Origin of the sequence: Actinoplanes sp. NPDC049599 (assembly GCF_044465625.1) — a bacterium.
In the GTDB taxonomy this organism is placed as follows: domain Bacteria; phylum Actinomycetota; class Actinomycetes; order Mycobacteriales; family Micromonosporaceae; genus Actinoplanes.
Map to the genome: position 1 here is coordinate 215,044 of NZ_JBITLX010000001.1, position 24,948 is coordinate 239,991.

At 72.0% G+C, this 24,948-nt stretch carries 23 protein-coding genes; 10 read left to right on the forward strand and 13 right to left on the reverse strand.

What is annotated here, in order from left to right; all coding sequences use genetic code 11:
- Nucleotides 1-42: 42 nt before the first annotated feature.
- Nucleotides 43-2,391 carry a BTAD domain-containing putative transcriptional regulator gene (locus tag ACIBQZ_RS00995; protein ID WP_396086381.1) on the reverse strand — a complete coding sequence of 783 codons (2,349 nt, stop codon included), beginning with the start codon at nucleotides 2,389-2,391 and terminating at the stop codon, nucleotides 43-45.
- A gap of 399 nt (nucleotides 2,392-2,790) precedes the next feature.
- Between ACIBQZ_RS00995 and ACIBQZ_RS01000 the strand changes: the two genes are divergently transcribed.
- The 4 genes from ACIBQZ_RS01000 to ACIBQZ_RS01015 all read left to right on the forward strand — a co-directional run bounded on the left by ACIBQZ_RS01000 (nucleotide 2,791) and on the right by ACIBQZ_RS01015 (nucleotide 6,307).
- On the forward strand, nucleotides 2,791-3,132 hold the full coding sequence (locus ACIBQZ_RS01000; RefSeq protein WP_396086382.1) for a hypothetical protein: 342 nt from the start codon (nucleotides 2,791-2,793) through the stop codon (nucleotides 3,130-3,132).
- A 125-nt stretch (nucleotides 3,133-3,257) separates the two neighbouring features.
- On the forward strand, nucleotides 3,258-3,881 hold the full coding sequence (locus tag ACIBQZ_RS01005; RefSeq protein ID WP_396086383.1) for a response regulator transcription factor: 624 nt from the start codon (nucleotides 3,258-3,260) through the stop codon (nucleotides 3,879-3,881).
- A 95-nt stretch (nucleotides 3,882-3,976) separates the two neighbouring features.
- On the forward strand, nucleotides 3,977-5,668 hold the full coding sequence (locus ACIBQZ_RS01010) for an RICIN domain-containing protein (RefSeq protein WP_396086385.1): 1,692 nt from the start codon (nucleotides 3,977-3,979) through the stop codon (nucleotides 5,666-5,668).
- A 78-nt stretch (nucleotides 5,669-5,746) separates the two neighbouring features.
- Nucleotides 5,747-6,307, forward strand: a complete 561-nt coding sequence (locus ACIBQZ_RS01015; protein ID WP_396086386.1) for a TetR/AcrR family transcriptional regulator — start codon at nucleotides 5,747-5,749, stop codon at nucleotides 6,305-6,307.
- Here the strand turns inward: ACIBQZ_RS01015 and ACIBQZ_RS01020 are convergent.
- From ACIBQZ_RS01020 to ACIBQZ_RS01030, 3 genes are all read right to left on the reverse strand, one after another.
- On the reverse strand, nucleotides 6,291-7,334 hold the full coding sequence (locus tag ACIBQZ_RS01020) for a S66 peptidase family protein (RefSeq protein ID WP_396086387.1): 1,044 nt from the start codon (nucleotides 7,332-7,334) through the stop codon (nucleotides 6,291-6,293). The genes ACIBQZ_RS01015 and ACIBQZ_RS01020 overlap by 17 nt on opposite strands.
- Before the next feature lie 1,533 nt (nucleotides 7,335-8,867).
- On the reverse strand, nucleotides 8,868-10,418 hold the full coding sequence (locus tag ACIBQZ_RS01025) for a DHA2 family efflux MFS transporter permease subunit (protein ID WP_396086388.1): 1,551 nt from the start codon (nucleotides 10,416-10,418) through the stop codon (nucleotides 8,868-8,870).
- A 94-nt stretch (nucleotides 10,419-10,512) separates the two neighbouring features.
- Nucleotides 10,513-10,986, reverse strand: a complete 474-nt coding sequence (locus ACIBQZ_RS01030) for a response regulator transcription factor (RefSeq protein WP_396086390.1) — start codon at nucleotides 10,984-10,986, stop codon at nucleotides 10,513-10,515.
- 176 nt (nucleotides 10,987-11,162) lie between these two features.
- Here ACIBQZ_RS01030 and ACIBQZ_RS01035 point away from each other — a divergent pair, with 176 nt between their 5' ends.
- Nucleotides 11,163-11,948: an SAM-dependent methyltransferase gene (locus tag ACIBQZ_RS01035; RefSeq protein ID WP_396086391.1), complete on the forward strand. Its 786-nt coding sequence runs from the start codon at nucleotides 11,163-11,165 to the stop codon at nucleotides 11,946-11,948.
- A 32-nt stretch (nucleotides 11,949-11,980) separates the two neighbouring features.
- Here ACIBQZ_RS01035 and ACIBQZ_RS01040 read toward each other — a convergent pair whose 3' ends face one another.
- The 9 genes from ACIBQZ_RS01040 to pseB are packed head-to-tail and all read right to left on the reverse strand — an operon-like array spanning nucleotide 11,981 to nucleotide 20,235.
- Nucleotides 11,981-12,298, reverse strand: coding sequence for a hypothetical protein (locus tag ACIBQZ_RS01040; RefSeq protein WP_396086392.1), 318 nt, complete (start codon nucleotides 12,296-12,298; stop codon nucleotides 11,981-11,983).
- Nucleotides 12,299-12,300: 2 nt separating this feature from the next.
- On the reverse strand, nucleotides 12,301-12,618 hold the full coding sequence (locus ACIBQZ_RS01045) for a hypothetical protein (protein ID WP_396086393.1): 318 nt from the start codon (nucleotides 12,616-12,618) through the stop codon (nucleotides 12,301-12,303).
- Nucleotides 12,615-14,042, reverse strand: coding sequence for an AAA family ATPase (locus ACIBQZ_RS01050; RefSeq protein ID WP_396086394.1), 1,428 nt, complete (start codon nucleotides 14,040-14,042; stop codon nucleotides 12,615-12,617). Before ACIBQZ_RS01050 ends, ACIBQZ_RS01045 begins: the two co-directional genes overlap by 4 nt.
- A gap of 9 nt (nucleotides 14,043-14,051) precedes the next feature.
- Entirely contained in the window at nucleotides 14,052-15,140 is a 1,089-nt protein-coding gene (locus ACIBQZ_RS01055; protein WP_396086395.1) for a PseG/SpsG family protein, read from the reverse strand.
- The gene (locus tag ACIBQZ_RS01060) at nucleotides 15,137-15,874 is read right to left on the reverse strand and encodes a cytidylyltransferase domain-containing protein (RefSeq protein WP_396086789.1); all 738 of its coding nucleotides are present in this window, start codon (nucleotides 15,872-15,874) and stop codon (nucleotides 15,137-15,139) included. The genes ACIBQZ_RS01055 and ACIBQZ_RS01060 overlap by 4 nt, the downstream gene beginning before the upstream one ends.
- A 9-nt stretch (nucleotides 15,875-15,883) precedes the next feature.
- On the reverse strand, nucleotides 15,884-17,317 hold the full coding sequence (locus ACIBQZ_RS01065) for a hypothetical protein (RefSeq protein WP_396086396.1): 1,434 nt from the start codon (nucleotides 17,315-17,317) through the stop codon (nucleotides 15,884-15,886).
- Entirely contained in the window at nucleotides 17,314-18,132 is an 819-nt protein-coding gene (locus ACIBQZ_RS01070; RefSeq protein ID WP_396086397.1) for a hypothetical protein, read from the reverse strand. The genes ACIBQZ_RS01065 and ACIBQZ_RS01070 overlap by 4 nt, the downstream gene beginning before the upstream one ends.
- 4 nt (nucleotides 18,133-18,136) lie before the next feature.
- On the reverse strand, nucleotides 18,137-19,261 hold the full coding sequence (locus ACIBQZ_RS01075; RefSeq protein WP_396086398.1) for a DegT/DnrJ/EryC1/StrS family aminotransferase: 1,125 nt from the start codon (nucleotides 19,259-19,261) through the stop codon (nucleotides 18,137-18,139).
- Nucleotides 19,261-20,235 (reverse strand): UDP-N-acetylglucosamine 4,6-dehydratase (inverting), encoded by a 975-nt coding sequence (pseB, locus tag ACIBQZ_RS01080; protein ID WP_396086790.1) that lies wholly within the window; start codon nucleotides 20,233-20,235, stop codon nucleotides 19,261-19,263. The genes ACIBQZ_RS01075 and pseB overlap by 1 nt, the downstream gene beginning before the upstream one ends.
- A 192-nt stretch (nucleotides 20,236-20,427) precedes the next feature.
- Here pseB and ACIBQZ_RS01085 point away from each other — a divergent pair, with 192 nt between their 5' ends.
- Genes ACIBQZ_RS01085 through ACIBQZ_RS01105 form a run of 5 tightly spaced genes read left to right on the forward strand, consistent with a single transcriptional unit; the run spans nucleotide 20,428 to nucleotide 24,946 of the window.
- Complete coding sequence (locus ACIBQZ_RS01085) at nucleotides 20,428-20,673, forward strand: acyl carrier protein (protein WP_396086399.1); 246 nt, start codon at nucleotides 20,428-20,430, stop codon at nucleotides 20,671-20,673.
- Nucleotides 20,666-21,403, forward strand: a complete 738-nt coding sequence (locus tag ACIBQZ_RS01090) for an SDR family NAD(P)-dependent oxidoreductase (protein ID WP_396086400.1) — start codon at nucleotides 20,666-20,668, stop codon at nucleotides 21,401-21,403. Before ACIBQZ_RS01085 ends, ACIBQZ_RS01090 begins: the two co-directional genes overlap by 8 nt.
- Nucleotides 21,400-22,731: an AMP-binding protein gene (locus ACIBQZ_RS01095; RefSeq protein ID WP_396086401.1), complete on the forward strand. Its 1,332-nt coding sequence runs from the start codon at nucleotides 21,400-21,402 to the stop codon at nucleotides 22,729-22,731. Before ACIBQZ_RS01090 ends, ACIBQZ_RS01095 begins: the two co-directional genes overlap by 4 nt.
- Nucleotides 22,728-23,765 carry an acyl-protein synthetase gene (locus ACIBQZ_RS01100; protein ID WP_396086402.1) on the forward strand — a complete coding sequence of 346 codons (1,038 nt, stop codon included), beginning with the start codon at nucleotides 22,728-22,730 and terminating at the stop codon, nucleotides 23,763-23,765. The genes ACIBQZ_RS01095 and ACIBQZ_RS01100 overlap by 4 nt, the downstream gene beginning before the upstream one ends.
- Nucleotides 23,762-24,946, forward strand: a complete 1,185-nt coding sequence (locus ACIBQZ_RS01105) for an acyl-CoA reductase (protein ID WP_396086403.1) — start codon at nucleotides 23,762-23,764, stop codon at nucleotides 24,944-24,946. The genes ACIBQZ_RS01100 and ACIBQZ_RS01105 overlap by 4 nt, the downstream gene beginning before the upstream one ends.
- The last annotated feature ends 2 nt before the right edge of the window (nucleotides 24,947-24,948 follow it).

The window sequence follows — 24,948 nt, forward strand, 5'->3', positions numbered from 1 at the left end:
CGCGGCGGGGCCCTGCCTCCGCCTGGGGAGACCACGGGTGGGTCAACGGATAACGGAAACTTTGTCACCCAGCAGCATCGCCCGGTTCAGATGGGGGGTGGTCGGCTCGCCCGGCAGGTGCGGCCGGAGCCGGGTGATCAGCGTCCGGAACCGGTTCAGCCAGGGCTCCGGCAGCCGCCGGGCGCTCAGCGCGGACCGGGCGACGTCGGCCGCCGCCACGTGCTCGCCCAGCCGGTCGTGGCTGTTCGCCATGATCCACTGCATCTCGGCCTCGAGCTCCACGTCCGTGGTGCGGGCCGCCACCCAGCCGGCCTCGGCGACCGCGTTGGCGCGCTGCTGGTCCAGCAGGCGGGCCAGCCAGGCGGTCAGCCCGAGCCGGGTCTCCTCGTCCAGGGCGTACTCCGTGCGTACCCGTTTGAGCATGCTGACCGCGACCTGCGGGGCCCGGGCCGACAGCTGCTCGATGTGCTGGGCGAGCCAGCGGCTCGCGCCGCTGTCGAGCGGCACCGGGCCGGCCAGCAGCTGACCGACCACCCGCTCCGGCGCGCCGCCGACCTCGGCGATCTTGCCGGCGAAGGACCGGTGCAGCATGATCCGCAGCGCCGCCGGGGTGCTCTCGTGCAGCACCCGGGCCACGATCCGGTGCCGGAAGACCAGCGTCTCCCGCTCGCCGGTGAGCACGCCCGCGGCCCGGGCCGGCTCGATGATCCGGTGCAGCTCGGCCGGCTCCTGGTCGGTGACGGCGGCGACCTCGGCCACGGTGCAGTGGTCGCCCAGGAACGCGGCCGCCCGCAGCACGTGCCGGGTGTCCTCGCCGAACGTGGCCAGGTGCGCGTCCACCGCGGCCACCAGTTCGGCCGGCGGGGCGCCGCGGTAGCCGCCACCCTCGCGCGGGGCCGCGGCCAGGTGCCGCAGGTAGTACGGGTTGCCGCCGGCGTCGGCCAGCAGCCGGTGCAGCACCCGAGGGTCGAACGGCTCCGGCGTGACCGCCCGGACCAGCGCCGTCGCCTCCTGCGGGGTCAGCGGCGCGAGGGTGACGATCTCGTCGGCCGGCACGCCGTACAGGCCGGGGTTGCCGGGGCGGGCCGAGGCGACCAGCAGCAGCGGCAGCTCCCGGGTCAGCTCGTACAGCGTGGCCCAGACCCGCAGCGTGGTGGTGTCCGCGCGCTGGAGGTCGTCGGCGACCAGGATCAGTGGCGCCTCGGAGGCGGCCTGCCGGACCAGCGCGACCGCCCGTTCCACGGTCTGCGGGCCGGGGCCGTCGAGCGCGTCCGCGGCCACGGTGAAGAGCTGGCGCACCAGGTCACGGGTCGCGTCGCCGGACATCGCGGACTCGACGCACTCGAGCAGCACGCCCAGCGGCATCCGTTGGGCCAGCTCGTCGCCGACCCCCCAGCCGGTCCGGCAGCCCGGCGGCGCCGTGGCGCGCAGGGCCGCGGCGAGCAAAGTGGACTTGCCCATTCCCGGGGTGCCCTCGATCCGGATGCTGCGCCCGCGGCCGGCGGCCACGTCGAGCTGGGCCCGGCGCAGCAGCCCGGCCTCGGCGTCGCGGCCGATGAGCGGGGCCGGCTCGGCGGGCGCTGCCGGGGTGGCCGGGCCCCGGACCGGTACGGCCTGCTCACCCGCGCCGGTCAGGATGCGCAGCCGCATGGCCCGCAACGCGGCGCTGGGCTCGGTGCCGGTCTCCTCCAGCAGCACCTCGCTGAGGTGGTCGTGCACCCGCAGCGCCTCGGCCCGGCGACCGCTGGCGTGCAGCGCGGTCATCAGCATCCCGTGCAGCGTCTCCTGCAACGGGTACGCCTGCACCAGCAACCGCAGCGCGGCGATGGCCTCGTCGTTGCGGCCCAGCTCCAGCAGCAGGGCGGCCTGCCGCTCCGCACTGGCCAGCCGCAGCTCGGTCAGGCGCAGGCGCTGCGCGGCGGCGTACGGGCCCGGCACGCCGAACAGCGCCTCGCCCTGCCACAGGTGCAGCGCCGCCTCCAGCGCGGCCAGCTCGGCGCGCCGATCGCCGGCGCTGCGGTGCCGCCGGCTCTCCTCGCGCAGCGCCTCGAACCGGAACACGTCCACGTCCTGCTCGCGGACGTGCAGGCAGTACGTGCCGCCGCCGGAGGTGAGCAGCTGACCGGCGGCCCAGCGATCCCGCCCCGGCTCCAGCACCTGACGCAGGGTGGAGACGTAGGTGTAGACGTTGCCGGTGGCGCTCGCGGGCGGTTCGTCACCCCAGAGCGCGGTGACCAGTTGCTGCCGGGAGACCGCGTGCCCGGCATGCAGGGCGAGCACCGCCAGCACGGCGGCCCGGCGCGCCGATCCCAGCGGGAGCTCGGCCTCGCCCCGCCATGCCCGTACGGGCCCCAGCAGGCGAAGGTCCATGCCCTCGTGCGCTGCCGTCATGGCTTCCCAACCTCGGGGTCGTGGGATCGCTCCCAGTTGCTGCTCGGTTGAACGTACAAGCTTTCGGGTGCCGTCGGGAGTGGCCCCCCGTCGGGTTCCCGATACCGCTGCTTTGCTTTATTCCTAGCCAATGCGCGCAAGTGCCGGAATGCGGCGCGCCTGGAGGCCGAGCATATCCTCGCCCCCGGTATTCACGAATCCTCAGCTTTGTGTGACGAAATAACTACGCACTTTCCGGGCTTTGCGGCGGCGGGCGGCTGGGCAAGGTTACTGGTGGGTCAGGGCACTTCGGCTGCTCCGGGGTTCCGCGCCCCGGGCCGGACTTGGTGGACTCGCTGGCGACGTGCGGGCCGGCGCCGCACTCCGCGGGCCGGTCGGCGACCCGGGCGAGGAGGCCAGATGAGTGGGGACGTCTCTCCCCTTCCCTTCGCCGGTGAGCTGTTCCTCAATCTGGCCGAGGAGGGCCGGCTGGTGCTCGATGCCGGCCGCGCGGACGAGGCCATCGCCGGGCTGGAGCGCACCCTGGCCCAGATCCGGGCACGCCTGCGGGTCATCCGGATCTGGCAGCAGGCGCCCGCCCAGCGGGTCGACGAACTGCCCGCGGAACTGGTCCAGGATGTCGTCGACGCGGTATTCGTCGACCAATTGGCGCCCGGTCAATTAGAACGCGCGGCGGCCGAACTGCCGAAGTACATCGCGGCCCTGCGGCGGGCCAGCGCCGGGTCCGCCCCGCGCGATTAGCGGCAATGAGCTGCGTCGATGTGCCGACCTTCACGGCGGATCGGCGGCCATGAAGGTCCCGTGAAGTTTTTCTGAAGACCGCTTCCGGAGACTGGCCCGGCCGTATCGATCAACCGGAGGTAGCAGTGGACCAGGTTCGGGTCGCCCTGCAGGCGATGGACCCGCTCAGCCACGCGGGGCTCGCCAGCTTTCTTCAGTCCCGTCCGGAGCTCACCCTGCTTCGCCCCGCCGAGCGGGCCGACGCCAAGGTGCTCGTCGTGTCGACCGACCGCCTGAGCACCGACGTGGTGGCCATGCTGCGGCGCTCGGCCGCCGAGACCGGGGTGCCGGTCGTGCTCATCACCAACGAGATCAACGAGACGGAACTGCTCACCGCGGTCGAGTGCCGGGTGGTCGCGGTCCTGCCCCGGGCGGCGGTCACCGCCGAGCGCCTGGCGCACAGCGTGCTGGCGGCGGCCAACGGCGGCGGCGTGATGCCCCCCAACCTGGTCGGCGAGCTGCTCAAGCACATCGAGCGGCTGCAGCGCGACGTGCTCACCCCGCAGGGCCTGAACGCCTCCGGGCTGACCCCGCGCGAGATCGACGTGCTGCGGCTGATGGCCGAGGGCTTCGACACCAGCGAGATCGCCGGCGAGCTGTGCTACTCCGAGCGCACCGTGAAGAACGTCATCTACGGGCTCACCCACCGGCTCAAGCTGCGCAACCGGTCGCACGCCGTCGCGTACGCGCTGCGCACCGGAATGATCTGACCGTTCTGGTGAACCGGCGCCGCCCCGCGTCCGTCTTGGGGTGACCACGGCCGTACTCGATGGTGCTCCAGCACGTTCGACAGGAGACAGCAGGGATGAAGAGACCGACACCGGGTAGCCGCAAGCTCGTCACGGCAGCTGCGCTGGGACTGGCCGCGCTGATCACCCTGGCCGCGTCCGCGCGGCCGGATGCGGCGGCCGCCGTACCGGCGCTGCCCGGCGCCGAGGTCTCCGACGCCGACCTGCGCATCCTCGTCGAGGCGGCCAAGTCGTGCCCGGCGCTGACCCCGGCCCGGCTGGCCGGGCAGGTGATGGCCGCGTCCCAGTTCAGCGGCGACCCCGTGCAGGCGGTCAGCGCGGCGGGCGGGCGTGGCGCCGCGGGACTGACCCCGCAGACCTGGCGCAAGTGGGCGCCCTGGCAGAACGCCAAGCAGACCGACAGCAAGGCGAGCATCGTCGCCCTGGCCCACGGCATGTGTGACCTGGTCGGCCAGCTCCGCGTGGTCAAGCTCACCGGCGACCAGTGGCGGCTGGCGCTGGCGGCGCACCGGGTCGGGATGGCCCCGGTGATCCAGGCGGCGACGGTTCCGGCCGGCGCCCGCGAATACGTGGACACAGTGGAGCGCTACGCCGTCTGGTACGCCCTGCAACCGCAGTTCGGCGGCTCGGGCGACCCCTCGCCGGCGAGCTCACCGACCGACCCCGCGGTGGCCGACGTGCCGCTGCTGCCGGTGCCCGACCAGTACGTGGCCGCCGTGGTCGAGGCGGGACGGATCTGCCGGGCGGTGCCGCCGACGCGGATCGCCGCCCAGATCATGGCCACCTCGGCGTTCGACGCGCAGAAGCTCGGCCCGGCCGGCCAGCAGGGCATCGGCCAGTTCCTGCCGCAGGTCTGGGTCCGCTACGTCCCGCAGTCCTCGTCGACCCCGTGGAGCGACCAGGCCGCGGTGAAGGCCCTGGGCACGACGATGTGCGCCATGGTCAAGGAGCACGCCAAGCAGGGCAAGGACGCGTACCCGGTCGCCCTGGCCGCCTTCCGGCGGGGTGACTCGTCGGTCCGGAACAAGGCCGACGTCGCCGGGTCGGCGAGCCTGACCGCCCTGGTCACGCAGGTCGCCCGCTACGAGGGCGAATACCTCAAGGACGTCCGGCTGGTCCGGCCGGCCGCGGCGCCGAGTACGCCGGCCAAGCCCACCCCGACCAGCGATCCCACCACCAGCGCGCCGAAGCCCACCAAGACCGGGTCCAGCACGGCGGGCCGGTCCAACCAGCCCCCGATCAAGGCCGCCGACGGCGACGGCTCCGGCCGGGTCTACGGCCCCTACTACCTGCACAACCACGGTACGGGCCTGTGCGTGGACATCCCTGGTTACGGCGCAGGCCCGCGGGACGGCCCGGTCAACCAGGCGCCCTGTCTGCCCAAGATCGAGGACAACCAGGAGTTCGCCTTCGTGCCGGGTCCGGTGGACGGCGACGGCTACCAGCTCTACAAGATCCGTAACATCGACAGCGGCTACTGCCTCGACCCGCCGGGGCTCGGCTCGAACCCGGGCGGCACCCCGCTCAGCGAGACCGGCTGCTTCGACGGCGACAACCAGGACTGGCGGCTGGAGAAGAGCATCAAGGTCGGCAAGTTCCAGCACTACTGGCTCCGCAACGCGGCGTCCGGCATGTGCCTGGACGTACCGGGTGACGCCAACGCGCCCAAGGACACCCGGCTGGCCCTGTCGCCCTGCCAGAAGAAGAACGACCACGACTGGTCGCTGGTGCAGAAAGCGGAGTGGTGACCGAGCGGAGCCGGCGGGAGTTCGCAAACGGCTCGAGTTAGGGGTTCTCACCTTGAGCCACCGTCGTAACGTTGCAGGATGACCGCAGGAGGGATCAGGGACCGGTTCCGGGCGCAGATGCGCCAGGAGGTCAAGGACGCCGCACTGCGCCAGCTCGCCGACGGCGGCGCGGGTGCGCTGTCCATCAACGCGATCGCCAAGGAACTGGGCGTGTCCGGGCCGGCGCTGTACCGCTACTTCGCCGGCCGGGACGCGCTGCTCACCGAGCTGATCCTGGACGCGTACGCGGACCTGACCGCGGCCATCTCCCTCGCCAGCCGGCCACCCGACCTCGCGGCGGCCTACCGGGCGTGGGCGACCGCCCACCCGCACCGCTACCGGCTGCTGTTCGGCACGCCACTGCCCGGCTACGACCCGCACCACGACGGGCTGACCGACGCGGCGCGGCAGGTGATGGCCGTGCTGCGGACCAGCGCGGAGCCGGGCCCGGAGCCGGCGGTGGCGCTGCGCACGGTCGGCCTGTGGAGCCGGCTGCACGGCTTCGTGAGCCTGGAGATCGAGGGCAACTTCCGCGCGCTGGGGCTCGACCCCGACCACTACTTCGCGGCCGAGGTCGACACCCTCAGAAGTGCGCGATGACCCGCCGGGCCGTCCCGTCGACGGTGAGCCTCCCGCCGTACGGCAGCACCCACTGCGGATCGGTGTGCCCGAAATCCACCCCGAAGACGACCATCGCACCCGGGTTGTAGGTCTCCACCGCGCGCAGCACGGCCGCCCGCTGCTCGTCCCGGTACCGGGTGCGCTCCGCCACCGGCCGGGGATCGGTGAAGACGGTGCCCTTGGCGGTGCCCATGACGATCGCGGGAAACTGCTCCAGCAGGCCGCGCTCACCGAAGTCGCGCAGCATCCGGAACACCTCCCCGCCGGGCGGCATCTCCTCGGACGTCTCCAGCAGCAGCACACAGCCGGCGTAGTCCGCAACCGGCCGCACCCACCGGTCGACGGCCAACGTGCAGTGCAGAATCTCCAGGTTGCCACCCCAGGTCGGCGCGCTCACCACCCGATCGCCCTGATGCCACACCCGCCCCGGACCGGGATACGGCGTCGGCGACCGGGTCAGCGCCGCCGGATCGGCCCAGCTCAACTCCTCGTCGCTGAACATCTCGGCAACACCGATCTCCAGATCCCCACCGGTGAACAGCGCGGCCCGCAACGACTCGACGGTGGCCGACTGCACGCCGGCGCCCCGGCCGAGGTGCACCATCGTGGACATCCCGTGATAACCGGCGACGCCATGGGTCCAGAGCCAGTTCAACAGGTTGGTGTTGTCGGAGTAGCCGAAATACGGCTTGGGATCGGCCCGGAACGGCTCCGGATCAAGATGCCGCAGCACGGTGATCTGATCGTCACCGCCGATGGTGGCGAAGACGGCCCGGACATCCGGATCGGCGAAAGCGGCCATGAGATCGTCGGCCCGGGCGGCGGCGGGCGAATGCCGGCGGGTGGTGGGGTACTCAACCGGCTCCAGCCCGAAAACCTCACGCAGCCGCCGCATGCTCAGCTCATGCACGGCGGGGTAGTCGGCGGGTGCGGCATAGGCCGGCGAGACGACGGCGACCCGGTCGCCGGGGGCGAGCTTGGGCGGAACGCTGAAATCAGGGCGCATAGGAATATTCAAGTACGCGGGGGAAGTGGTTTTCCCTCACATCAAGATCTAATTCCAGTCGTGCGTGGGTGCATGGTGCTGACCGTCGCTCCCGCCGAACGCAGGGTGGTTGCATGGTCTATCCGCTGCCGGCTGGTTGCATGGTGGCTTGGGGGCGGGGATGACCCACTCCGGGCGGTCAGGCTTGGTCCCTGCGTGGGTCATCCCCGCCCCCAAGCCCGTTGTGGTCACCCTTTTCCCCTTCCCCGCCTGTCCGGCTGGGGTTCCCTCGCGCGATCTTGTAGCGCTGGGGTGCGGAGCTGACCATTAGTCCACAACATCCACGGATTCGCCGTCTCCAGCCCGCCCCACCAGCACAAACCGCCCCGCTCTCCGCCCGTCCCGTCCCTCCCGCAACCTCTTCGCCCGCCCGCCCGCCCGCCCGCCCGCCCGTCCCGCGCCGCCCCGCGCCGCCCCGCGCCGCCCCGCGCCGCCCCGCGCCGCCCCGCGCCGCCCCGCGCCGCCCCGCGCCGCCCCGCGCCTCTTCGCGCCTCGTTCCGCCTCGCCCTCGCCTGTCCTGGCATCGGTTCGCCCACTCGCCGTCTCGCCCCGGCAGCGTCGCGTCGCGTCGCGTGAAGCTTGTTGTTTTGTGGTGCGCTCGACTTTTGCCATGTGGCGGAGCCCTTACGCGCCTTGACTTTCGGCGTCCGCGGGGGTCGGGCGGCGTCTCGAAGTTCTCGCCGAGGATTTCGGGACCTCGGCTCGACCGGCGCGATGCAAAGATTCACTTCAAGGGCCGGCTGAGCTGAGCGTCCCCCATGGGGACCACGGAGGCAGGCCGCAACCAGCTCACGGGCACCTGCAGCGGCCGGCAATGCCTGACATCACCCCATATGGTGCCCGCACCGAGAGGCAGCTGCCGACCGCTCCATAGATCTTGGAAAGCGCGGGTGCGGTCGACTTTCGCCGTTCAGTGCCGTCGCGGCCTCAGCGGCGGCCTTCCCGCAGATCTTGTCGAGCTAAAACGTTCCAGCCGAACCACGCCGCTACAAGGTCCACTACTCGCGCCCCTTTCCTCCTGAGATGAACCCCTCAACCCCCACAGGGTCAATCCCGCATACCGGATGAAACCGGCAAAGGGCTGGATCACGGGGGGCCGTGATCCAGAATGGCGAAAGTAGAGCGGTGCGGAGCTGACCGTTGCGTCACAACATTCGCCTCCGGCCGCCCACCGGAACCGCATACATCGCAGGGATCGTTCGAGTTACACCTGCGGGCTGGTTGTCGAACGGCATGAGTCCGGCCACGGCCGCCGCTGAGTGGCTGAGAGGTTCAGGCACTCAAGTTCTTTGCCCTCTTGGCCGGGTTCCGACATTCGTTTTGGGTTCTCGCGGCAGCTGACCGCCGAGACCGTGGCTGGCGTGTGGCGCGGTGTCCGGGCTCGCGCGCCGCTTGACCGCACGGTGCGGCGGTCGGCCGTCGAGTTGGTTGTCGATCCGTTGGCTCCCAGCGGGTTACCGAGGCTGCTGGTGTCGTGAGTGGCGGGTTGGCGGGTCAGGGGTCGGTGCGGGGGTGGACCGGGGGGCCGGCGATGTCGCAGTAGGTGCGGATCGGGCTCGGCGGGGCCACGTCGGCGTTCGCGGCGGCGGCCGGGGCCGGTGGTGTCGCTGGTGCCGGGACCGGGGTCGGGGTCGGGGTTGGGGTCCGGGGTTTGAGGTGGGCCGGGATCAGGGCGGCCGCCAGGGCTGCGCCCGTCGCCATCAGGGCTGCGCAGATCATCAGGGAGTTGCGGTAGGTCGGGGCGAGGTCTGTGGCGTTGGTCAGGTCGCCGGTGCCGATGCCTGCCGCCAGGGGGAGGACCGCTACCGCCAGCAGGCCCGCGGCTCGGGCCACCGCGTTGTTCACGCCGCTTGCCACCCCCGCGTGCTTGTCGTCCAGGGCGCCCAGGGCTGTTGCGGTCAGTGGGGCCACCAGCAGGCACAGGCCCAGGCCGAACACGATCACCGGGGGGAGGACGTCGGTCCAGTACGAGGCGCCCGGGCCGATCCGGCTCATCCAGAGCAGGCCCGCCGCCGAGATCAGCGGGCCCGCCGTCATCGGGAGGCGGGGGCCGATGCGTTGGCCCAGGGCGCCGGCGCGGGCCGACAGCAGCAGCATCAGGACCGTCACCGGCAGCAGCGCGAGGCCGCCGGCCAGTGGGCTGAAGCCCGCCACCACCTGCAGGTTCAGCACCACCAGGAAGAAGACGCCGCCGTTGGCCGCGTACACCAGGAAGGTCACCAGGTTGGCGCCGGAGAAGGCGCGGGTCCGGAAGATCTCCAGCGGCAGCATCGGGTGCCGGGAGCGGCGCTCGTTCAGCACGAACGCGGTCAGCCCGGCCGCGCCGAGCAGCAGCGGGATCAGCACCTGCGGGCTGCCGGGACCGTGGGCCGGCCAGGCGGTGAAGCCGTACGTCAGGCCGCCCAGGCCCGCCGCGCCGGTCAGCACGCCGGTCACGTCCAGTTCGCGGGGCGCGGCCGGGTTGCGGGATTCCGGCACGTGCCGGGCCGCGACCGCCATGACCAGCGCCGCGATCGGCACGTTGATCAGGAAGATGAGCCGCCAGTCGCCCACCTGGACCAGCCAGCCGCCGAGGAACGGGCCGAGCGCCCCGCCGATGCCGCCCAGCCCGGACCAGGCGCCGATCGCCCGGGGCCGGTCCTCGCGGACGAACGACGCCTCCAGGATGGCCAGCGCGCCCGGGGTGAGCAGGGCGCCGCCGATGCCCTGCAGCACGCGGGCCGCGACGAGCTGTTCCATGGACTGTGCCAGGCCGCACAGCAGCGAGGCCAGCGCGAACCAGCCGACCCCGATCAGGAACACCCGGCGCCGGCCGAAGCGGTCGCCGAGCGAGCCGCCGAGCAGGATCAGGGACGCCAGGCTCAGCGCGTACCCGTTGACGGTCCATTGCAGGCCCGCCGCGCCGCCGCCGAGGTCGGTGCCGATCGCCGGCAGGGCGATGTTGACCACCGTGGCGTCGATGAACGCCAGGCTGGAGCCCAGCACGGTGGCCAGCAGCACCCACCGGCCGGCGGCGCTGCGATAGCTGATCAGGGGTGCCGTCACCGCGTGCCGACCAGGCCGGCGGTGTCCGTGCCGGCGTACCCGAGATCCATGACTGGACCCTACGCCCGGGCGACGATCATCCGGGCCGGCCCGGTCAGGCGGTGCGCCGGACCGGGCGGGGCAGCGGGACCTGCATGCGGGGCACCGCCGCCCGGGCTGCCAGCAGGGCCGCGGTGGCCGCGGTGGCCGGTGTGACGCTGCCGCGGCGGGCCAGCAGCATTTCGAGCCGGCTGTGCAGTTCGGCGCGCTGGTACGGCTTCGTCAGATAGTCGTCCGCACCCGCGTCCAGCCCGGCGAGGATGCGGTGGTTGTTGACGTCGGCGCTGATCAGCATGATCGGCAGGTGCGCGGTGGCCGGCGTCTCGCGGATCCGGCGGCACAGCTCGATGCCGGAGGCGCCCGGCATCCGGACGTCGAGCAGCACGGCGTCGATCCCGCCGACCTCGAGGGCGCGTTGCGCGGATTCGGCGTCGCCGGCCTCCACGACGTTGTGGCCCAGCCGGGCCAGCGCGAGCATGATCAGCTCACGGTGGTCGGCGTCATCGTCGGCGATGAGCACGGTGGGCACGGCAGCACCTCCAGCCAGCGGTTCGGGTTCGCAGAACTGTTCGGCACCTGCGTTCGGGTCGCTGAGCCGTTCGGCGGGATTGCTCCGCTACCCGGCACTGCTGGTGCTGGTGGTGACCGAGGGGTCCCTGATCAGGGGTCCACCCGCTGTCGATCCGTTCGCATAGACTTCCGTGCATGTCGGATGACCGGCCGCAGCCCGCCCGGCGGTACAACTACTGGCTCGGCGGCAAGGACAACTTCGCCGTCGACCGGGCCTCGGGCGACGAGATCGAGCGCGCCTTCCCGACCGTGCGCACGATGGCCGTGGAGAACCGGCAGTTCCTCCGGCGCGCCACCGCCTACCTGGCCGAGCGCGGCGTCCGGCAGTTCATCGACATCGGGTGCGGGTTACCCGCCCACGACAACACCCACGAGATCGCCCAGCGGACGCATCCCGGCGCCCGGGTGGTCTACGTCGACAACGACCCGATCGTCATGGTGCACGCCCGCGCGCTGCTCACCGGCACGCCGCAGGGCCGGACCGCCTACCTCGAGGCCGACCTGACGGATCCCGGCAAGATTCTCGACCACGACGACCTGCGCGCCACCATCGACCTGTCCCAGCCGGTCGCGCTGATGCTCGTCGCGGTGCTGCACTTCATCCAGGGACCGGGCGCGGCCGGGCCGATCGTGCGGCAGCTGCTCGACGCGCTGCCGGCCGGCAGCTACCTGGCCGCCAGCAACGCGACCAAGGACTTCTCCCCGCCCGCGATGGCCGCCGGCTACGACGCGATGCTGGCCAGCGGTCGGGTCGACGCCTGGCCGCGGGGCCGCGCCGAGTTCACCGACCTCTTCCACGGCCTGGAGCTGGTCGAGCCCGGCGTCGTGGCGGTCAGCGAGTGGCGAGCCGAGCACGAGCCGCAGCCCCGACCCACCCCGGCCGAGGTGGCGGTCTACTGCGGCGTCGGCCGCAAGCCCTGACCGAGCAAGGCTGCGGTTCAGGCTCACGAATCTCATCGCCTCAGGTGACTACAAGCCGTTTCGATGTCCTCTACCATGCGCTGCCAACTGGGCAAGGCCGTCACGGCACCGTGACAGTTCAACCGTTCCAGCAGGGACCGACGATGCTCTGAGAATCTCGTGCGCTCACGGTCACGCCGCCGTCCTTTGACGTCCGCGGCTTGAAGCAACACTTCTTGCAGGAGCTTCTTCGGATCGGCGTGGCTCTCCGCCTCGTGGCGTTTGGGCAAATTCAGCGCCATCTTCCCGCGAGGATTCCCAGCGACGAAGCGGATCTCGTTCTCGTCGAGCAGGAGCCATGCTTCAGTCATTCTTACGGCACTACGGGGACGACTTGGCGTAACGTGGGCAGCATCCGGGCGGCGTCCGTGATCTCATTTCTTCGAGCTTGAGTTCCGGCATTGTCGGCGTCACGATGAACGACGACCAGATCGAAAGCTCCGGCGGTCAGGATCTCGCCGGCGTTAAGTCGAGACTTCAGGTCCTTCGGGACCTTGCCCAGTCGTCCAAAGTCCGGCTTGCGCAGTCTCAGGTCCAATCCGCGTTCAAAGAAGAGGCGCTCGACGATGTCCGCGATGGGCATGTCCGAGCTTCCCTCGGCCACGAAAAGGCCGTCGATCGGCGCGCTCATCCTGCGATGCCGAGAGGGATCCGCAACTGGGCGCCGACCGGAGCGAGCAAGTAGTAGGTCACATCCGCTTCGGTGAACGAGTGTGCACGTGACGTCGCCCGCCATGACTTCGCGTAGGGCAGCAGCCTGAGCGCCCGAGTCGATAGACCTTCAGCGCTGCTATGAGTCTTTACTTCGGCGAGCAGCAGGTCAGCCGGATCGCACAGCTGCACCACTCCCGGTGAGTGGGTATTGACAATTACCTGTCGGAACGGGTTGTCGCTGTCCGGCGGCAGAGTCGGATCGATGGCGAGATCCTTGATGAGACTCATCATTGCCGGAAGGTTTGCCGGATGAATGCCATTCTCCGGCTCTTCCATGCACATCAAGCCGGTAAAGCTGGGGTCTTCGAGAAGTACGCAGAGGGCGAGAAACCGAAGAGTTCCCTCTGAGAGGGCCCGAGCGGGAAGGCGAAGTCCACCCTTCTCGTGCAGGAAGAGGGTGAACACCTCGCGGACCGGATCGACCTCCACCACGATGCTGTCGACATCTGTGCCGGCGAGGTCTGAAAGACGGCCGGCGACCCTTGCATAGATCGCCTCGGGGTGGGCGTTGCCGGTGACGTCATCTTTCTGATGTGCAATTCGATAGAGAGTCGCAGCGAGATGGCGACCGTCGACATCAATATTGCGGGAGTCGGTGAGGCTGTCCGGTGCACGCAGGGCTGAGGGCTCCAGCGCCAGCCTTCGCCAGCTCTGCATTTCGCGGCGAGCGGCGAGAATAGTGGGGTGGTCATTGGTTGCGACGGTGCTGAGCACGGTGCGACCTGCTCTGGCGGCGGCTCGGGGCTGTGGTTTGCCGAAGCTGCCTCCGTCGCCGTGCACGTTAATTACCGTGCCGCCTTCGCGATCTTCGGTGGAGAGATATGCTCCGCCTCTGCGATGATTGTGCACAACCGCGTCTCGAAACGTTGCTGCGGCGTGCTCGAAACGCAGATGTTTGCTCGCCTCGCCCTTGTTGATATGCCGGAGTTCCTCGCCGATCAGTCTCAGCCGGCCAACGCTGCCCTCTCCTTCCGGCGCTGAATATCCCAGGACTATCTGATAGCGAAGAAACGTCGCGGTCGCGCGCGCTGGTGCGCCCAGGTCGTCCTCCACCTCCGCCGGGACAATCATCTCGGCCGCCAGCGTGATCTGCCGCTGATGGTCGCGGTAGCCATCCCAAAAGAGGTCGCGGGGGTCACCGCCCCGCGTGCCGGAGGCGCCCCGCACTCGCTGCGATGCCTCCACCAGGGTGTCGGTGGCCAGGTACGCGAGAAATTCGATGGCGTCGAAGATATTGGACTTTCCGATGCCGTTCGCGCCTGCGATGCAGGTGAACGGACCAAATTCCACCTGTACATCAAGCAGATTTTTGAAGCCCTCGACCTCGAGCCTGGTAAGCATGCGTACAGCCTACCCAGGCGTTTGATCGGCAGTAGGCCCTCCGGCCACGTGAGAACGCGCCCGCAATGAGCGGGTGAGCAGGGCGTCCGCGACCCGGGCGGTGCCGAGCCCGTCGACCGCGGCCCAGGCCCGGCCGGCCAGTGCCGTCCGGGCGGTGGTGCTGATCAGCAGTTCGCGCAGCACGTCGACGGCGTCCCGGGCGTCGTCCCCGCCGGCGGCCAGGGCGGGCAGGTGGCCCAGGCCCGCCGCGAGGCCGCGTGCCGTGGTCCGGCCGTACCCGATGAGCTGGTTCTCCACCACCCAGACCAGGGCGGCCGGCAGCCCCAGGCAGAGCAGCTCCCAGGTTGAGGTGCCGCTGGCGCTGATCGCCAGGTCGGCCTCCGCGAGCAGTGCGGGCAGCCGGTCCGTCGGCGAGATCACCTCGAGCCGCTGTCCGGGTCCGGGCCGCAGCGCGAGCAGTTCGTGGCGCAGGCTGTCGTCGGCGGCCACGATCGTGGCCCGGCAGGCCACCCCGGTGCGGAGCAGCAGCCGGCCCATGACCGGGGCCGCGCGGTAGGCGTCGGTGCCGCCGAAAAAGGCCACCACCTCGGGGGTACGTCCGGAGCCCGGCACCGGGGTCGTGGCCGGACGCCGGTCGCGGATCACCCGGCGGAGCAGCGCGTAGTCGAGCCCGGCCAACCGGAGCGCGCCCGGGGGCAGCGGGGGAGTGCTCAGCTCAGCGTCCAGGTTCTGGTCGACGTAGACGTCTGCCTCCTGACCGCGCAGGTCACCGTCCACGATGGCCAGTACGGTCCGGCCGCTCGCCCGCAGTGCCCGGGAGTGCGCGGGCGGCAGCTGATAGGAGTCGAGCACCACGGCGTCCAGGTCGAGCCGGGTGGCGGCCGCGATCAGCCCGACGGTGTCGTAGGGCGCCGGGTGCCAGGGCAGCCCGCGGCTGGTGAGCTGGCGCGCCGCCCAGTCGAGCCCGCCCAGGTCGCTGAGGAAGTGCACGGCGGTGCCGCGCGCCGTCAGCTCCTCGGCCAGCGCCACGCAGCGCACCAGGTGGCCGACGCCGGTCTGCGGCCCGGCGTCACAACGGATCCCCACGGTGATCGTCACGCCTGCGCCAGCTCCTTCTGCCGGACGTGCGCGTTCAGCACGGCCAGCTCCGGCCGGCCGGCCAGCCAGTCGGCGAGGGTACGCACGGGCACCGGCCGGTCGCCGAAGTGTGCCACCACCGCCTCGATCAGCCGCCAGTCGTCCTCGGTGTCCAGGGTCAGCCGCAGGTGCGAGAGGTCCGGCTGCAAAGTCAGGCCGAGCACCGCGTAGTCGTACGGGTGTGAGTAGACGTACGAGGTGACGTGTGTGCGGTGGTGGTCGGTGGCGAGCTTGTCCACCTGCCGCAGCACCTCGGTGCGGACCACCTCCACGTCCAGCCCCCGCGGCAGGGTCCGGGCGATGGACGTGCTCAGGTAGTCCAGCCCCGGGGTGGCCGCGAAGACGTTGCAGGCCAGCATGATGAGCTCGGGGTCCAGCAGCGGGCAGTCGGCGGTGAAGCGCAGCACCGCGTCGGACTCGTACGCGCACTCGTCCAGCACACCCAGGAAGCGGGTCAGCACGTCGTCGACCGGGCCGCGGTGCACGGCGACGCCGACGGCCGCGCACTCCTCGGCCACCGCGTCGTCGGCCGGTTCGATCGTGGTGGCCACGACCAGGTCGTCGAGGACGCCGCTGTCCCGGGCGGCGCGGACCACCCGGTCCAGCACCGTCCGGCCGCCGAGCCGGCGCAGCACCTTGCCGGGGAGCCGGGAGGAGCCCATCCGGGCCTGGACGATGCCGATGGTTCGCATGATTGCAGTCCTTCAGGAGGGGTCGGAACGGCGTACTGCTCGGACGGCCTGGCGGGCGGCCCGGGCGCCGAGCCGGGTGAGCCGGTAGCCGACCGTGCCGCTGAACGCGGCGATCTGGAGCCGGGCCCGGCGCAGCTCGGCCTCGCGCTTGGCCAGTTCGATCTCGGTGTGCCGGAGCTGGTCCGCGGCCTCGGCCAGCCGGTGCTCGAACCGGCGGACCTGCTCCTCGTGCTCGCGCACCGGCCGCGGCTCGGCCGGGCCCGGCTCCGGGCAGTCCGGCGGTTCCGGCCCGAGACCGGCGACGGCGAGCAGGATCGCGGTGAGGGCGGGCACGTCGGCAGCCGCCGGCCAGGGCTGGGCGTAGCCGCCGGTGAGCAGCGTGCGGGCGAAGCCGTGCAGCACCACGCCCGGTTCCCGGTTGGGGCGGGCCGGGTCGAGCAGGTGGAGGGTGTCGCCGTCCAGCACCAGGTTGTCGAAGCCGGCGCCCGGGTGCCGAAGCGCCCACAAGCCCAGCACCCGCCGCAGTTCCGGCAGGTCGTGCCCGAGGCAGGCGGTGATCAGCAGCTCCTCGACGAGCCGGCCGCTGGGCAGGGCGCCCGTGGGGCCGTCGGCGGTCAGCACGCCGGGCAGCGCGGTCGGCGCCCGGTCGCCGCGGACCGCCAGGACCAGCCAGGCCGGTGCCAGCTCCGGACCCAGCCCGGCGCGCACGGCGGCCGCGGCGAGGCGCCGGGGGTCGGCCAGCACCGGCTGGTCCGCGTACGCGACCGCGACCGCGCCCGTGACAGCCGCGGCGAGCGCGCCGGCCGGCCCGTCGCGCAGCACCTCGACGGCGACGGCGAGGCTCGGCGCGGTGGGCAGCGGCCAGGCGGAGGCGAGCCAGCCGACCGTGAGCCCGTCGGCGGTCAGCCGTTCGGCCAGCCGGGCCGGGGTGCCGGGCTTCGTGCCGAACTCGCCGAGCGGGGACCAGGAACGGTCGCCCGAGGTCGCCAGCCCGCGGTCGACGAGCCGGTGCACGCCGAGCTCGTTCTCCACCGTGAGCAGCAGGGCACCGCCGGGACGCAGCGCCCGGCGCAACACCCGGACGCTCTCGGCCCAGTCGTGCTGCGGTCCCTCCGGCGAGCAGAGCCGGTCCACCCCGTCCAGGGCGACCACCACGTCGTACCGGTCGGTGTCGGTGAGCTTGGCCAGCGTGCCGCAGAGCACGGTGTCGCAGTGCCCGCCGAGCGCGAGGGCGTCGGACTGGGACCGGACCAGGCAGGTGACCGAGGCGAAGCTGCCGAGAACGTCCACAAGGGAAGGTGCGTGGGGGCCGGCGACCAGCACCCGGCCGTCCTCGGGCACCAGCGGGCGCAGCAGGTCGAGCAGCCGGCCGGCCAGCGCGCCGGAGACGGGCGAGGGGTCGGTCCAGCCGGCCATCTCGCCGCCGATGAGCCGCACCGGGTTCACGCCGGCACCAGCGCCCGGTGCCAGCCCAGGACCGCGCGCAGCTCGGCCGGGGACGCCAGCTGGCCGGCGCCCAGCTCGCTCAGCGCGGAGCTGGTTGCCGCGGCCGGATCGGGGTGGGTGCCGTGCAGCTCCGGCCACTGCCGGCGGATCCGCTCGGCGAGCACGGTGACCTCGCCGGCCAGCTGCATCGGGTTGCCGTAGACGGCCGGCTCGCAGCCGACCGCGGCGCCGTAGAGCACGGCGCTGCTGAGCCGGTTGGACGCCACCCGGCGGTGCCGGCGCAGCTCGGTGAGCTGGCGCTGGAGGAAGTTGGCGTCGGTGTCCTGCCAGCGCAGCCCGCGGTAGCCGTGGCAGATGACCCGGCCGGCCCGCTCGTAGGTGCGGCGGACCCGGGCGTTGCGGTACTCGTGCCAGTACAAGCAGAAGGTGACCGGGCCGTCCTCGGTCGCCAGGATCTCGTCCCGCAGCCGCTGGTGGTCGCCGGCCACGTGCTGGCCCTCCCATCCGTGGAACGGGTACCAGATCGTGCCCTCGCGGGGCTGCTCCGCGGCGGGACGCATGGCCAGCAGGTAGAGGAACGGCGCGCCGATCACCGTCGGGTACCGGCGCCCCATCGACCAGGACCGGCGCCGGGTCTGCTCGGACCACACGAAGATCGGCCGGCCCGGCACGTACGGCGTGCCCGGCCCGAGCCCGTCGCCCACGTTCCAGCCGTGCTGCACGTACCCGTCGATCCGCGGTGGCGCCGCCGGATCGAGCCCGCAGTACTCGGCCAGCACGTGCGCGTGGCCGTAGAAGTGGTTGGCGTGGTGCACGGCCTCAGCTCTCCACGATGGTGCGCAGGGTGTCCGCCACCCGGTCCTGGTCCGCGTCGCTGAGGTCGACGAAGAGCGGCAGGGACAGCTGCTCGCGGTAGAACCGCTCGGCCACCGGGCACATGCCCCGGCGGTAGCCCAGATCCTCGAAGACCGGGTGCCAGTACGCCGGCACGTAGTTGACCTGCACGCCGATCCCGGCCGCCCGCATCCGGTCGTACACCTCACGCCGCCGGCCGCCCTCGATCCGCACCGGGTAGAGGTGGCGCATCGGGTCAGCCCAGGCCCGCCGGGCCGGCAGCCGCAGCCCCGGCACCCCCGCGAGCAGGGTGTCGTACCGCTCGGCGAGCGCCGTCCGTCGCGCCTTGAACGCCGGCAGCCGCCGCAGCTGCGAGCTGCCCAGCGCGCAGAGCACGTCCGGCAGCCGGTAGTTGAGCCCGAACTCGGGCACCTCCTGATGCCAGCCGCCCTCGTCGGAGTGCCGCAGCCGGGCCCGGTCCCGCACCAGCCCGACGGTCCGGAAGCTGCGGGCCCGGTCCAGCAGCTCGGGCACCGTGGCCGCGACCGCGCCGCCCTCGCCGGTGGTCAGGTTCTTCGTCGGGAAGAACGAGAACGTGGTCAGGTCGGCGAGCGTGCCGACCGGGCGGCCGTGGTACGTCGAGCCGATGGCGTGCGCCGCGTCCGCGATGAGCACCGCGTCGGCCTCGTCGGCGACCTTGCGGAGCTGGTCGTACTCGGCCGGGTGGCCGGCGTAGTCGACCGCGGTGACGGCCCGGGTCCGTGAGGTCACCGCCGCCTCGGCCGCCGCCGGGTCGAGGTTCGCGGTGTCCTCCTCGACGTCGGCGAAGACCACGGTGGCGCCCAGCATGGCGGCCGTCGACGCGGTGGCCACGAAGGTCATCGGGGTGGTGACGACCTCGGCGCCCGGCCCGATCCGCGCCGCCGCGTACGCCGTGTGCAGCGCCGCCGTGCCGTTGCTGACCGCGACGCAGGGTGCGCCGGCGATCCGGGCCAGGTCGTGCTCGAACAGCTCGACCCGTGGGCCGGTGGTCAGCCAGTCGCTGCGCAGCGCCGCGGCCACCGCCTCGACGTCGGCGTCGGTGACGTTCTGCCGCCCGTACGGCAGCATCAGTTCTCCTCGACCAGGGCGCGCATCTCGTCGACTTCGAGCCACAGGTCGTTGTTGTCGGAGCGGTAGTTGAAGCCGTCCTGGACCCGCTCGCCGCCCGCGGGCGTCCGGTAGCCCCAGCTGGCGACGACCGGCTGCACCACGTACCGGTCCGGGAAGCGCAGCGTGCGCCGGCTGTCGTCGGCCGCGATCATCTCCTCGTGCAGCTTCTCGCCCGGCCGCATGCCCATCTCGTGGGTGGGCGCCTCCGGCGCGACGGCCTCGACCAGGTCGAGGATGCGCATGCTGGGGATGCGCGGCACGAACAGCTCGCCGCCCTGCATCACGTCGAACGAGTCGACGACGAACTTCACCGCGGCGTCCAGGCTGATCCAGAACCGGGTCATCCGCTTGTCGGTGATCGGCAGGCTCCTGCCCTCGGCGTTGAGCCGGCGGAACAGCGGCACCACCGAGCCGCGGCTGCCCATCACGTTGCCGTAGCGGACCACCGAGAATCGGGTCGGGTGGGTCGCCGCGTAGTGGTTGCCGGCGATGAACAGCTTGTCGGCGACCAGTTTGGTGGCGCCGTACAGGTTGATCGGGCTGGACGCCTTGTCCGTGGAGAGCGCGACGACGCGCTGGACCCCGGCGTTGATCGCGGCGTCGATGACGTTCTGCGAGCCGTTGATGTTGGTCGCCACGTACTCCGAGGGGTTGTACTCGGCGGTGTCGACCTGCTTGAGGGCGGCGGCGTGCACGACGTGGTCGACGCCGTGCATGGCGCGCTCCAGTCGGGGCAGGTCGCGGATGTCGCCGATGAAGAACCGCAGCCGCGGGTCGTCGCCGAACATCTGCCGGACCTCGTACTGCTTCAGCTCGTCGCGGCTGAACACCACGATCCGCTGCGGGTCCAGCTCGGCCAGGGCGTGGCCCAGGAAGGCCTTGCCGAACGAGCCGGTCGCGCCGGTGACCAGGATCGACGATCCACTCAACACACTCATCAATTGCTCCCAAAGAGCGCCGGGCATGGGTTCGGTTTGGCAGCATAGCGGCGCGACGTGACAATTCTTCGGACCGATAAAGAAGCCAAACGCAATTCACGTCGAGTTCAGCTGACGGTGGTCGCGGCGTCGCGACCGCTGCGGCAAGGTGGTGTCCTCCGACCTATGCCCCCTGGGAGACACACCGTGAATGAGCTGCAGCGACTGCGTGAGGTGTTCCGGACGGCGCTGGATCTGCCGGCCGGCGCCGACGTGGACGACCTGCATTACCAGGACAGCGAGAAGTGGGATTCGCTCGCGCACATGTCGCTGGTGGCCGCGATCGAAGATGAATTCTCGGTAATGATCGATACCGATGACGTGATCAATATGTCCAGTTTTGCCGAGGCCACGCGAATTCTCGGTAAATACGGGGTGGCGCTCGATGGCTGAGCGGGTGGCCGTGGTGACCGGGGCCTCCCGCGGCATCGGTCTCGCGGTGGCCCGGCGCCTCGCCGAGGACGGCCACGAGCTCATCGTGCACGGCCACCGCGCGGACCCGATCGCCGAGGTCGCGGCCGAGCTGGCCGGCAAGTACGGCGTCCGGGTGCTGCCCGCGCACGGCGACATCGCCGACCCGGCGACGAGCAGGACGCTGATGCGGTTGGCCTTCGACACCTGGAAACGCCTCGACGCGCTGGTGGTCAACGCCGGCACGCACGCCGCCGGGATGCTCGGCATGACCGACGACGCCACGGTCCAGCGGCTCTTCGCGGTCAACGCGGTCGGGGCCGCGTACACGTTGCAGGGCGCGGTGCGGCTGCTCGGGCGGGGCCGTACCCCGGCGGTGGTGCTGGTGTCCTCGGTCACCGGGACCGCCGGCGCGGCCGGACAGGCGATCTACGCCGCGTCCAAGGCCGCGGTCAGCGGCCTGGCCCGGTCGGCGGCCAAGGAGCTGGGCCCGCGCGGCATCCGGGTCAACGCGGTCGCCCCCGGCTTCATCACCACCGACATGCTGTCCACTCTGGATGACGCCGGGCGCGGGCAGCGCATCGCGGACACCGCGCTCGGCCGGCTCGGCGAGGCCGACGAGGTCGCCGACGTGGTGGCGTTCCTGCTCGGTGACCGGGCCCGGTTCGTGACCGGCCAGGTGCTCGGGGTCGACGGGGGACTCACGCTGTGAACCTGCTGCATCCGCGGGCCCGGGTGGTCGACGCGGAAACCGGCCGGACGCTGGACCGGGCCCGGGTGGACGCGGTCGCGGCGCGGCTCGCCCGCCGCCCGCCCGGCGTGATCTTCGCGCTGACCCCGACGGACCTCGACGCGGTCGAGCTGTATCTGGGCGCCCTGGCGGCCCGGCGCCCGCTGGCCCTGCTCGACCCGGACCTGGAGCGCACCCTGCTGCCGGCGCTGCTCGACCGCTTCGCGCCGATCCTGGTCACCGGGGTCACGACGGCGCCGCCGGACGGCTACCGGGCCGCCGAGGACGGCTGGGTGCGCGAGACCCCCGCGGTCGAGCCGCACCCCGCCCTGGCGCTGCTGCTGACCACCAGCGGCTCCACCGGCAACCCGAAGCTGGTCCGGCTCTCCCGGGCGAGCGTGCTGGCCAACGCCGCGGCGATCGGGCAGAGCCTGGGGATCACCCCGGACGACGTCGCGCCGACCACGCTGCCGCTCTTCTACACGTACGGGCTGTCGGTGCTCAACAGCCACCTGCTGGCCGGCGCGACCGTGCTGCTGGAACGCGGCGGCATCCTGCAACGCGACTTCTGGACCGCGGTCGGCACGCACGGCGTGACGTCGCTGGCCGCGGTGCCGTACCAGTACGAGATGCTGCGCCGGCTGCGCTTCGACCCGGCCCGGTATCCCAGCCTGCGCACCCTCACCCAGGCCGGCGGCCGGCTGCGGCCCGAGCTGGTCGAGGACTTCGCGGGCCGGATGACCGCCGTCGGCGGCCGGCTCTTTGTCATGTACGGCCAGACCGAGGCCACCGCCCGGATGGCCGTGCTGCCGCCGGAGCGGATCGCCGACCGGCTCGGCTCCGCCGGCCTGCCGATCCCCGGCGGCGCCCTGGAGATCGCGGACGGCGAGGTCGTCTACACCGGACCCAACGTGATGATGGGGTACGCGGAGAGCGCGGCCGACCTGGCCCGGGGCGACGAACTGGGCGGCGTCCTGCGCACCGGCGACCTCGGCCACCTCGACGACGAGGGGTTCCTGTTCCTGACCGGCCGGCGCAAGCGGATCGGCAAGGTCTTCGGCGTCCGGGTCAACCTCGACGACGTGGAACGCACGCTGGCGCCGCACGGGCCGGTGGCGGCGGTGGCCGGCGACGACCGGCTGCACGTGTTCCTGGAGGGCGCCGACGCCACTGCGACCCGCTCGGTGCGCGGCGAGCTGGCCGGCTTCCTCGACACCCACTTCTCCGGCCTGGACGTCCGCGGCATCGACGCGCTGCCGCTGCTGCCGACCGGAAAGATCGACTACCGGTCCCTGGAGGCCCTGCTGTGACGGTGTTCAGTCTGCCCCAGGCCGAGCGGGAGGTGCTGCTGCTCAAGGAGCTCGCCGGCCTGGTCGAGCACCACCGGGAGCGGTGCGGGCCCTACGACCGGATACTCGCCGCCGCCGGGTACGCCGGCGCCGCGACGGTCGCCGAGCTGCCGTGGCTGCCGGTGCGGCTGTTCAAGAACCTCACCCTCAAGAGCATCCCGGACGACGCGGTGTTCAAGGTGCTGACCTCCAGCGGCACCACTGGCGAGGTCAGCCGGATCTACCTGGACAAGGCCGCCGCGGCCACGCAGACCCGCCAGCTCGGCGCGACCCTGCAGGCCGTGCTCGGCCCCAAGCGCCTGCCGATGCTGCTGGTCGACACCCGGTCGCTGCTCAAGGACCGGCGGTCGTTCAGCGCGCGCGGCGCCGGGGTGCTGGGCATGGCGACGTTCGGGCGCGAGCACGTGTGGGCGCTCGACGAGGCCGGGGCGCCCGACCTGGCCGCGCTGCGGGCATTCCTGGCCGCGCACGGGCAGGCGCCGTTCCTGATCTTCGGCTTCACCTACCTGGTCTGGCTGCACCTCTACGAGGTCGCCCGGGACCACGGGCTGGACCTGAGCAACGGCATCCTGATCCATTCCGGCGGCTGGAAGAAGCTGGTCGACCAGTCGGTGTCGCCGGAGGCCTTCCGGCGGCGGCTGGCCCAGGACACCGGGCTGGTGCACAGCCACAACTTCTACGGGATGGTCGAGCAGATCGGCACCATCTTCCTGGAGGGCCCGTCGGGCGGCTCGCTGTACTGCCCGGACTTCGCCGACGTGATCATCCGGAACCCGCAGACCTGGGCCGAGCAGCCGGTCGGCGAGCCGGGGCTGATCGAGGTGGTGAGCACGTTGCCGACCTCGTACCCGGGGCACGTGCTGCTCACCGAGGACCTCGGCGTGGTGCACGGGATCGACGACGGCGACTGGCCGGGCAAGCGGTTCTCGGTGCTCGGCCGGCTGCCGCGGGCCGAGGCGCGCGGATGCAGCGACACCTACCGGGCGGCGGCATGAGATTCCGGTTCGGTGATCCCGGTGACCTGACGGCCCCGTCGGCGGACCGGCTCGACGTCGGTGACCCGCGGATCGTCGACTTCCTGTCCCGGTTCGCGCGCAAGCTGCTCGCGCCCGCGGTCGCCCGCCGGCACCCGGAGCTGGGCTCGCTCGGCTTCTTCCTGCGCCCGGCCGAGCTCACCCGGGTCGCGGCCCGGCTCCGGCGCCCGGACGCGCTGGTCTTCCCCAGGGGCAACGTCTTCCACGTGCCACCGGCCAATGTGGACACCATCTTCGTGTACTCCTGGGCGCTGTCCGCGCTGGCCGGCAACCACAACGTGGTGCGGATCTCATCGCGGTCCGCCGGCGCCGCGGAAACGGTGCTGGAGACGCTGAACGCGACCCTGGCCGACACGGACCCGGTGATCGGCCGGACCCAGCGGATGGTCACCTACGGCCGGGACGACGCCATCACCGCGGCCCTCAGCGCCTGGTGCGATCTGCGGGTGATCTGGGGCGGCGACGCGGCCGTGGAGAGCATCCGCGCGCACCCGCTGCGCCCGTCGGCCCGGGACCTGACCTTCCCGGACCGGACCAGCTGGGCGGTGCTGTCGGTGCCCGGCTGGCGGGCCGCCGAGCCGGCCGGCAAGCGGGCCGCGGTGCTCGGGTTCGCCAACGACGCGTACTGGTTCGACCAGGCCGCCTGCTCCTCGCCGCGCACGGTGTTCCTGGTCGGCGGGGACCCGGCCGGGGTCGCCGAGGAGTTCCTGACGCTGCTCGGCGAGGCGGTCGCGCGGCGGGGCTGGACCGTGGACCCCGCGATGGCGGTGGAGAAGCGGGTGCACGCGTACGGGCTGGCGGCGACCGGCGCGGCCACGGCGCTGGCCTTCCCGGAGAACGCGGTGACCGCGTTGACGCTGGCCGGGGTGGCGGACGCGCCGCGGCGGTGGATCGGGGCGGGAGCGTTCCCGTTCGCGGCCGTGGACCGGCTCGAGGACCTGGTGCCGGCGATGACCAGGCAGGACCAGACGGTCAGCCACTTCGGGTTCGCACCGGACGAGCTGCGGGCGTTCGCCGCCGCGCTGGGCGGCCGGGGCGTCGACCGGATCGTGCCGTTCGGTGCCGCGCTCACCTTCAGCGCCATCTGGGACGGCTACGACCTGCCGCGGGAGTTCACGCGGCTGACCACGCTCGAGACGTAGGG

Bases quoted from the DNA above. Each gene is read 5' to 3' on its own strand.
- ACIBQZ_RS00995 (WP_396086381.1), bottom strand. From the start codon at position 2,391: ATGACGGCAGCGCACGAGGGCATGGACCTTCGCCTGCTGGGGCCCGTA.
- ACIBQZ_RS01000 (WP_396086382.1), top strand. From the start codon at position 2,791: ATGAGTGGGGACGTCTCTCCCCTTCCCTTCGCCGGTGAGCTGTTCCTC.
- ACIBQZ_RS01010 (WP_396086385.1), top strand. From the start codon at position 3,977: ATGAAGAGACCGACACCGGGTAGCCGCAAGCTCGTCACGGCAGCTGCG.
- ACIBQZ_RS01015 (WP_396086386.1), top strand. From the start codon at position 5,747: ATGACCGCAGGAGGGATCAGGGACCGGTTCCGGGCGCAGATGCGCCAG.
- ACIBQZ_RS01020 (WP_396086387.1), bottom strand. From the start codon at position 7,334: ATGCGCCCTGATTTCAGCGTTCCGCCCAAGCTCGCCCCCGGCGACCGG.
- ACIBQZ_RS01035 (WP_396086391.1), top strand. From the start codon at position 11,163: ATGTCGGATGACCGGCCGCAGCCCGCCCGGCGGTACAACTACTGGCTC.
- ACIBQZ_RS01040 (WP_396086392.1), bottom strand. From the start codon at position 12,298: ATGACTGAAGCATGGCTCCTGCTCGACGAGAACGAGATCCGCTTCGTC.
- ACIBQZ_RS01045 (WP_396086393.1), bottom strand. From the start codon at position 12,618: ATGAGCGCGCCGATCGACGGCCTTTTCGTGGCCGAGGGAAGCTCGGAC.
- ACIBQZ_RS01050 (WP_396086394.1), bottom strand. From the start codon at position 14,042: ATGCTTACCAGGCTCGAGGTCGAGGGCTTCAAAAATCTGCTTGATGTA.
- ACIBQZ_RS01075 (WP_396086398.1), bottom strand. From the start codon at position 19,261: ATGCTGCCGTACGGGCGGCAGAACGTCACCGACGCCGACGTCGAGGCG.
- ACIBQZ_RS01090 (WP_396086400.1), top strand. From the start codon at position 20,666: ATGGCTGAGCGGGTGGCCGTGGTGACCGGGGCCTCCCGCGGCATCGGT.
- ACIBQZ_RS01105 (WP_396086403.1), top strand. From the start codon at position 23,762: ATGAGATTCCGGTTCGGTGATCCCGGTGACCTGACGGCCCCGTCGGCG.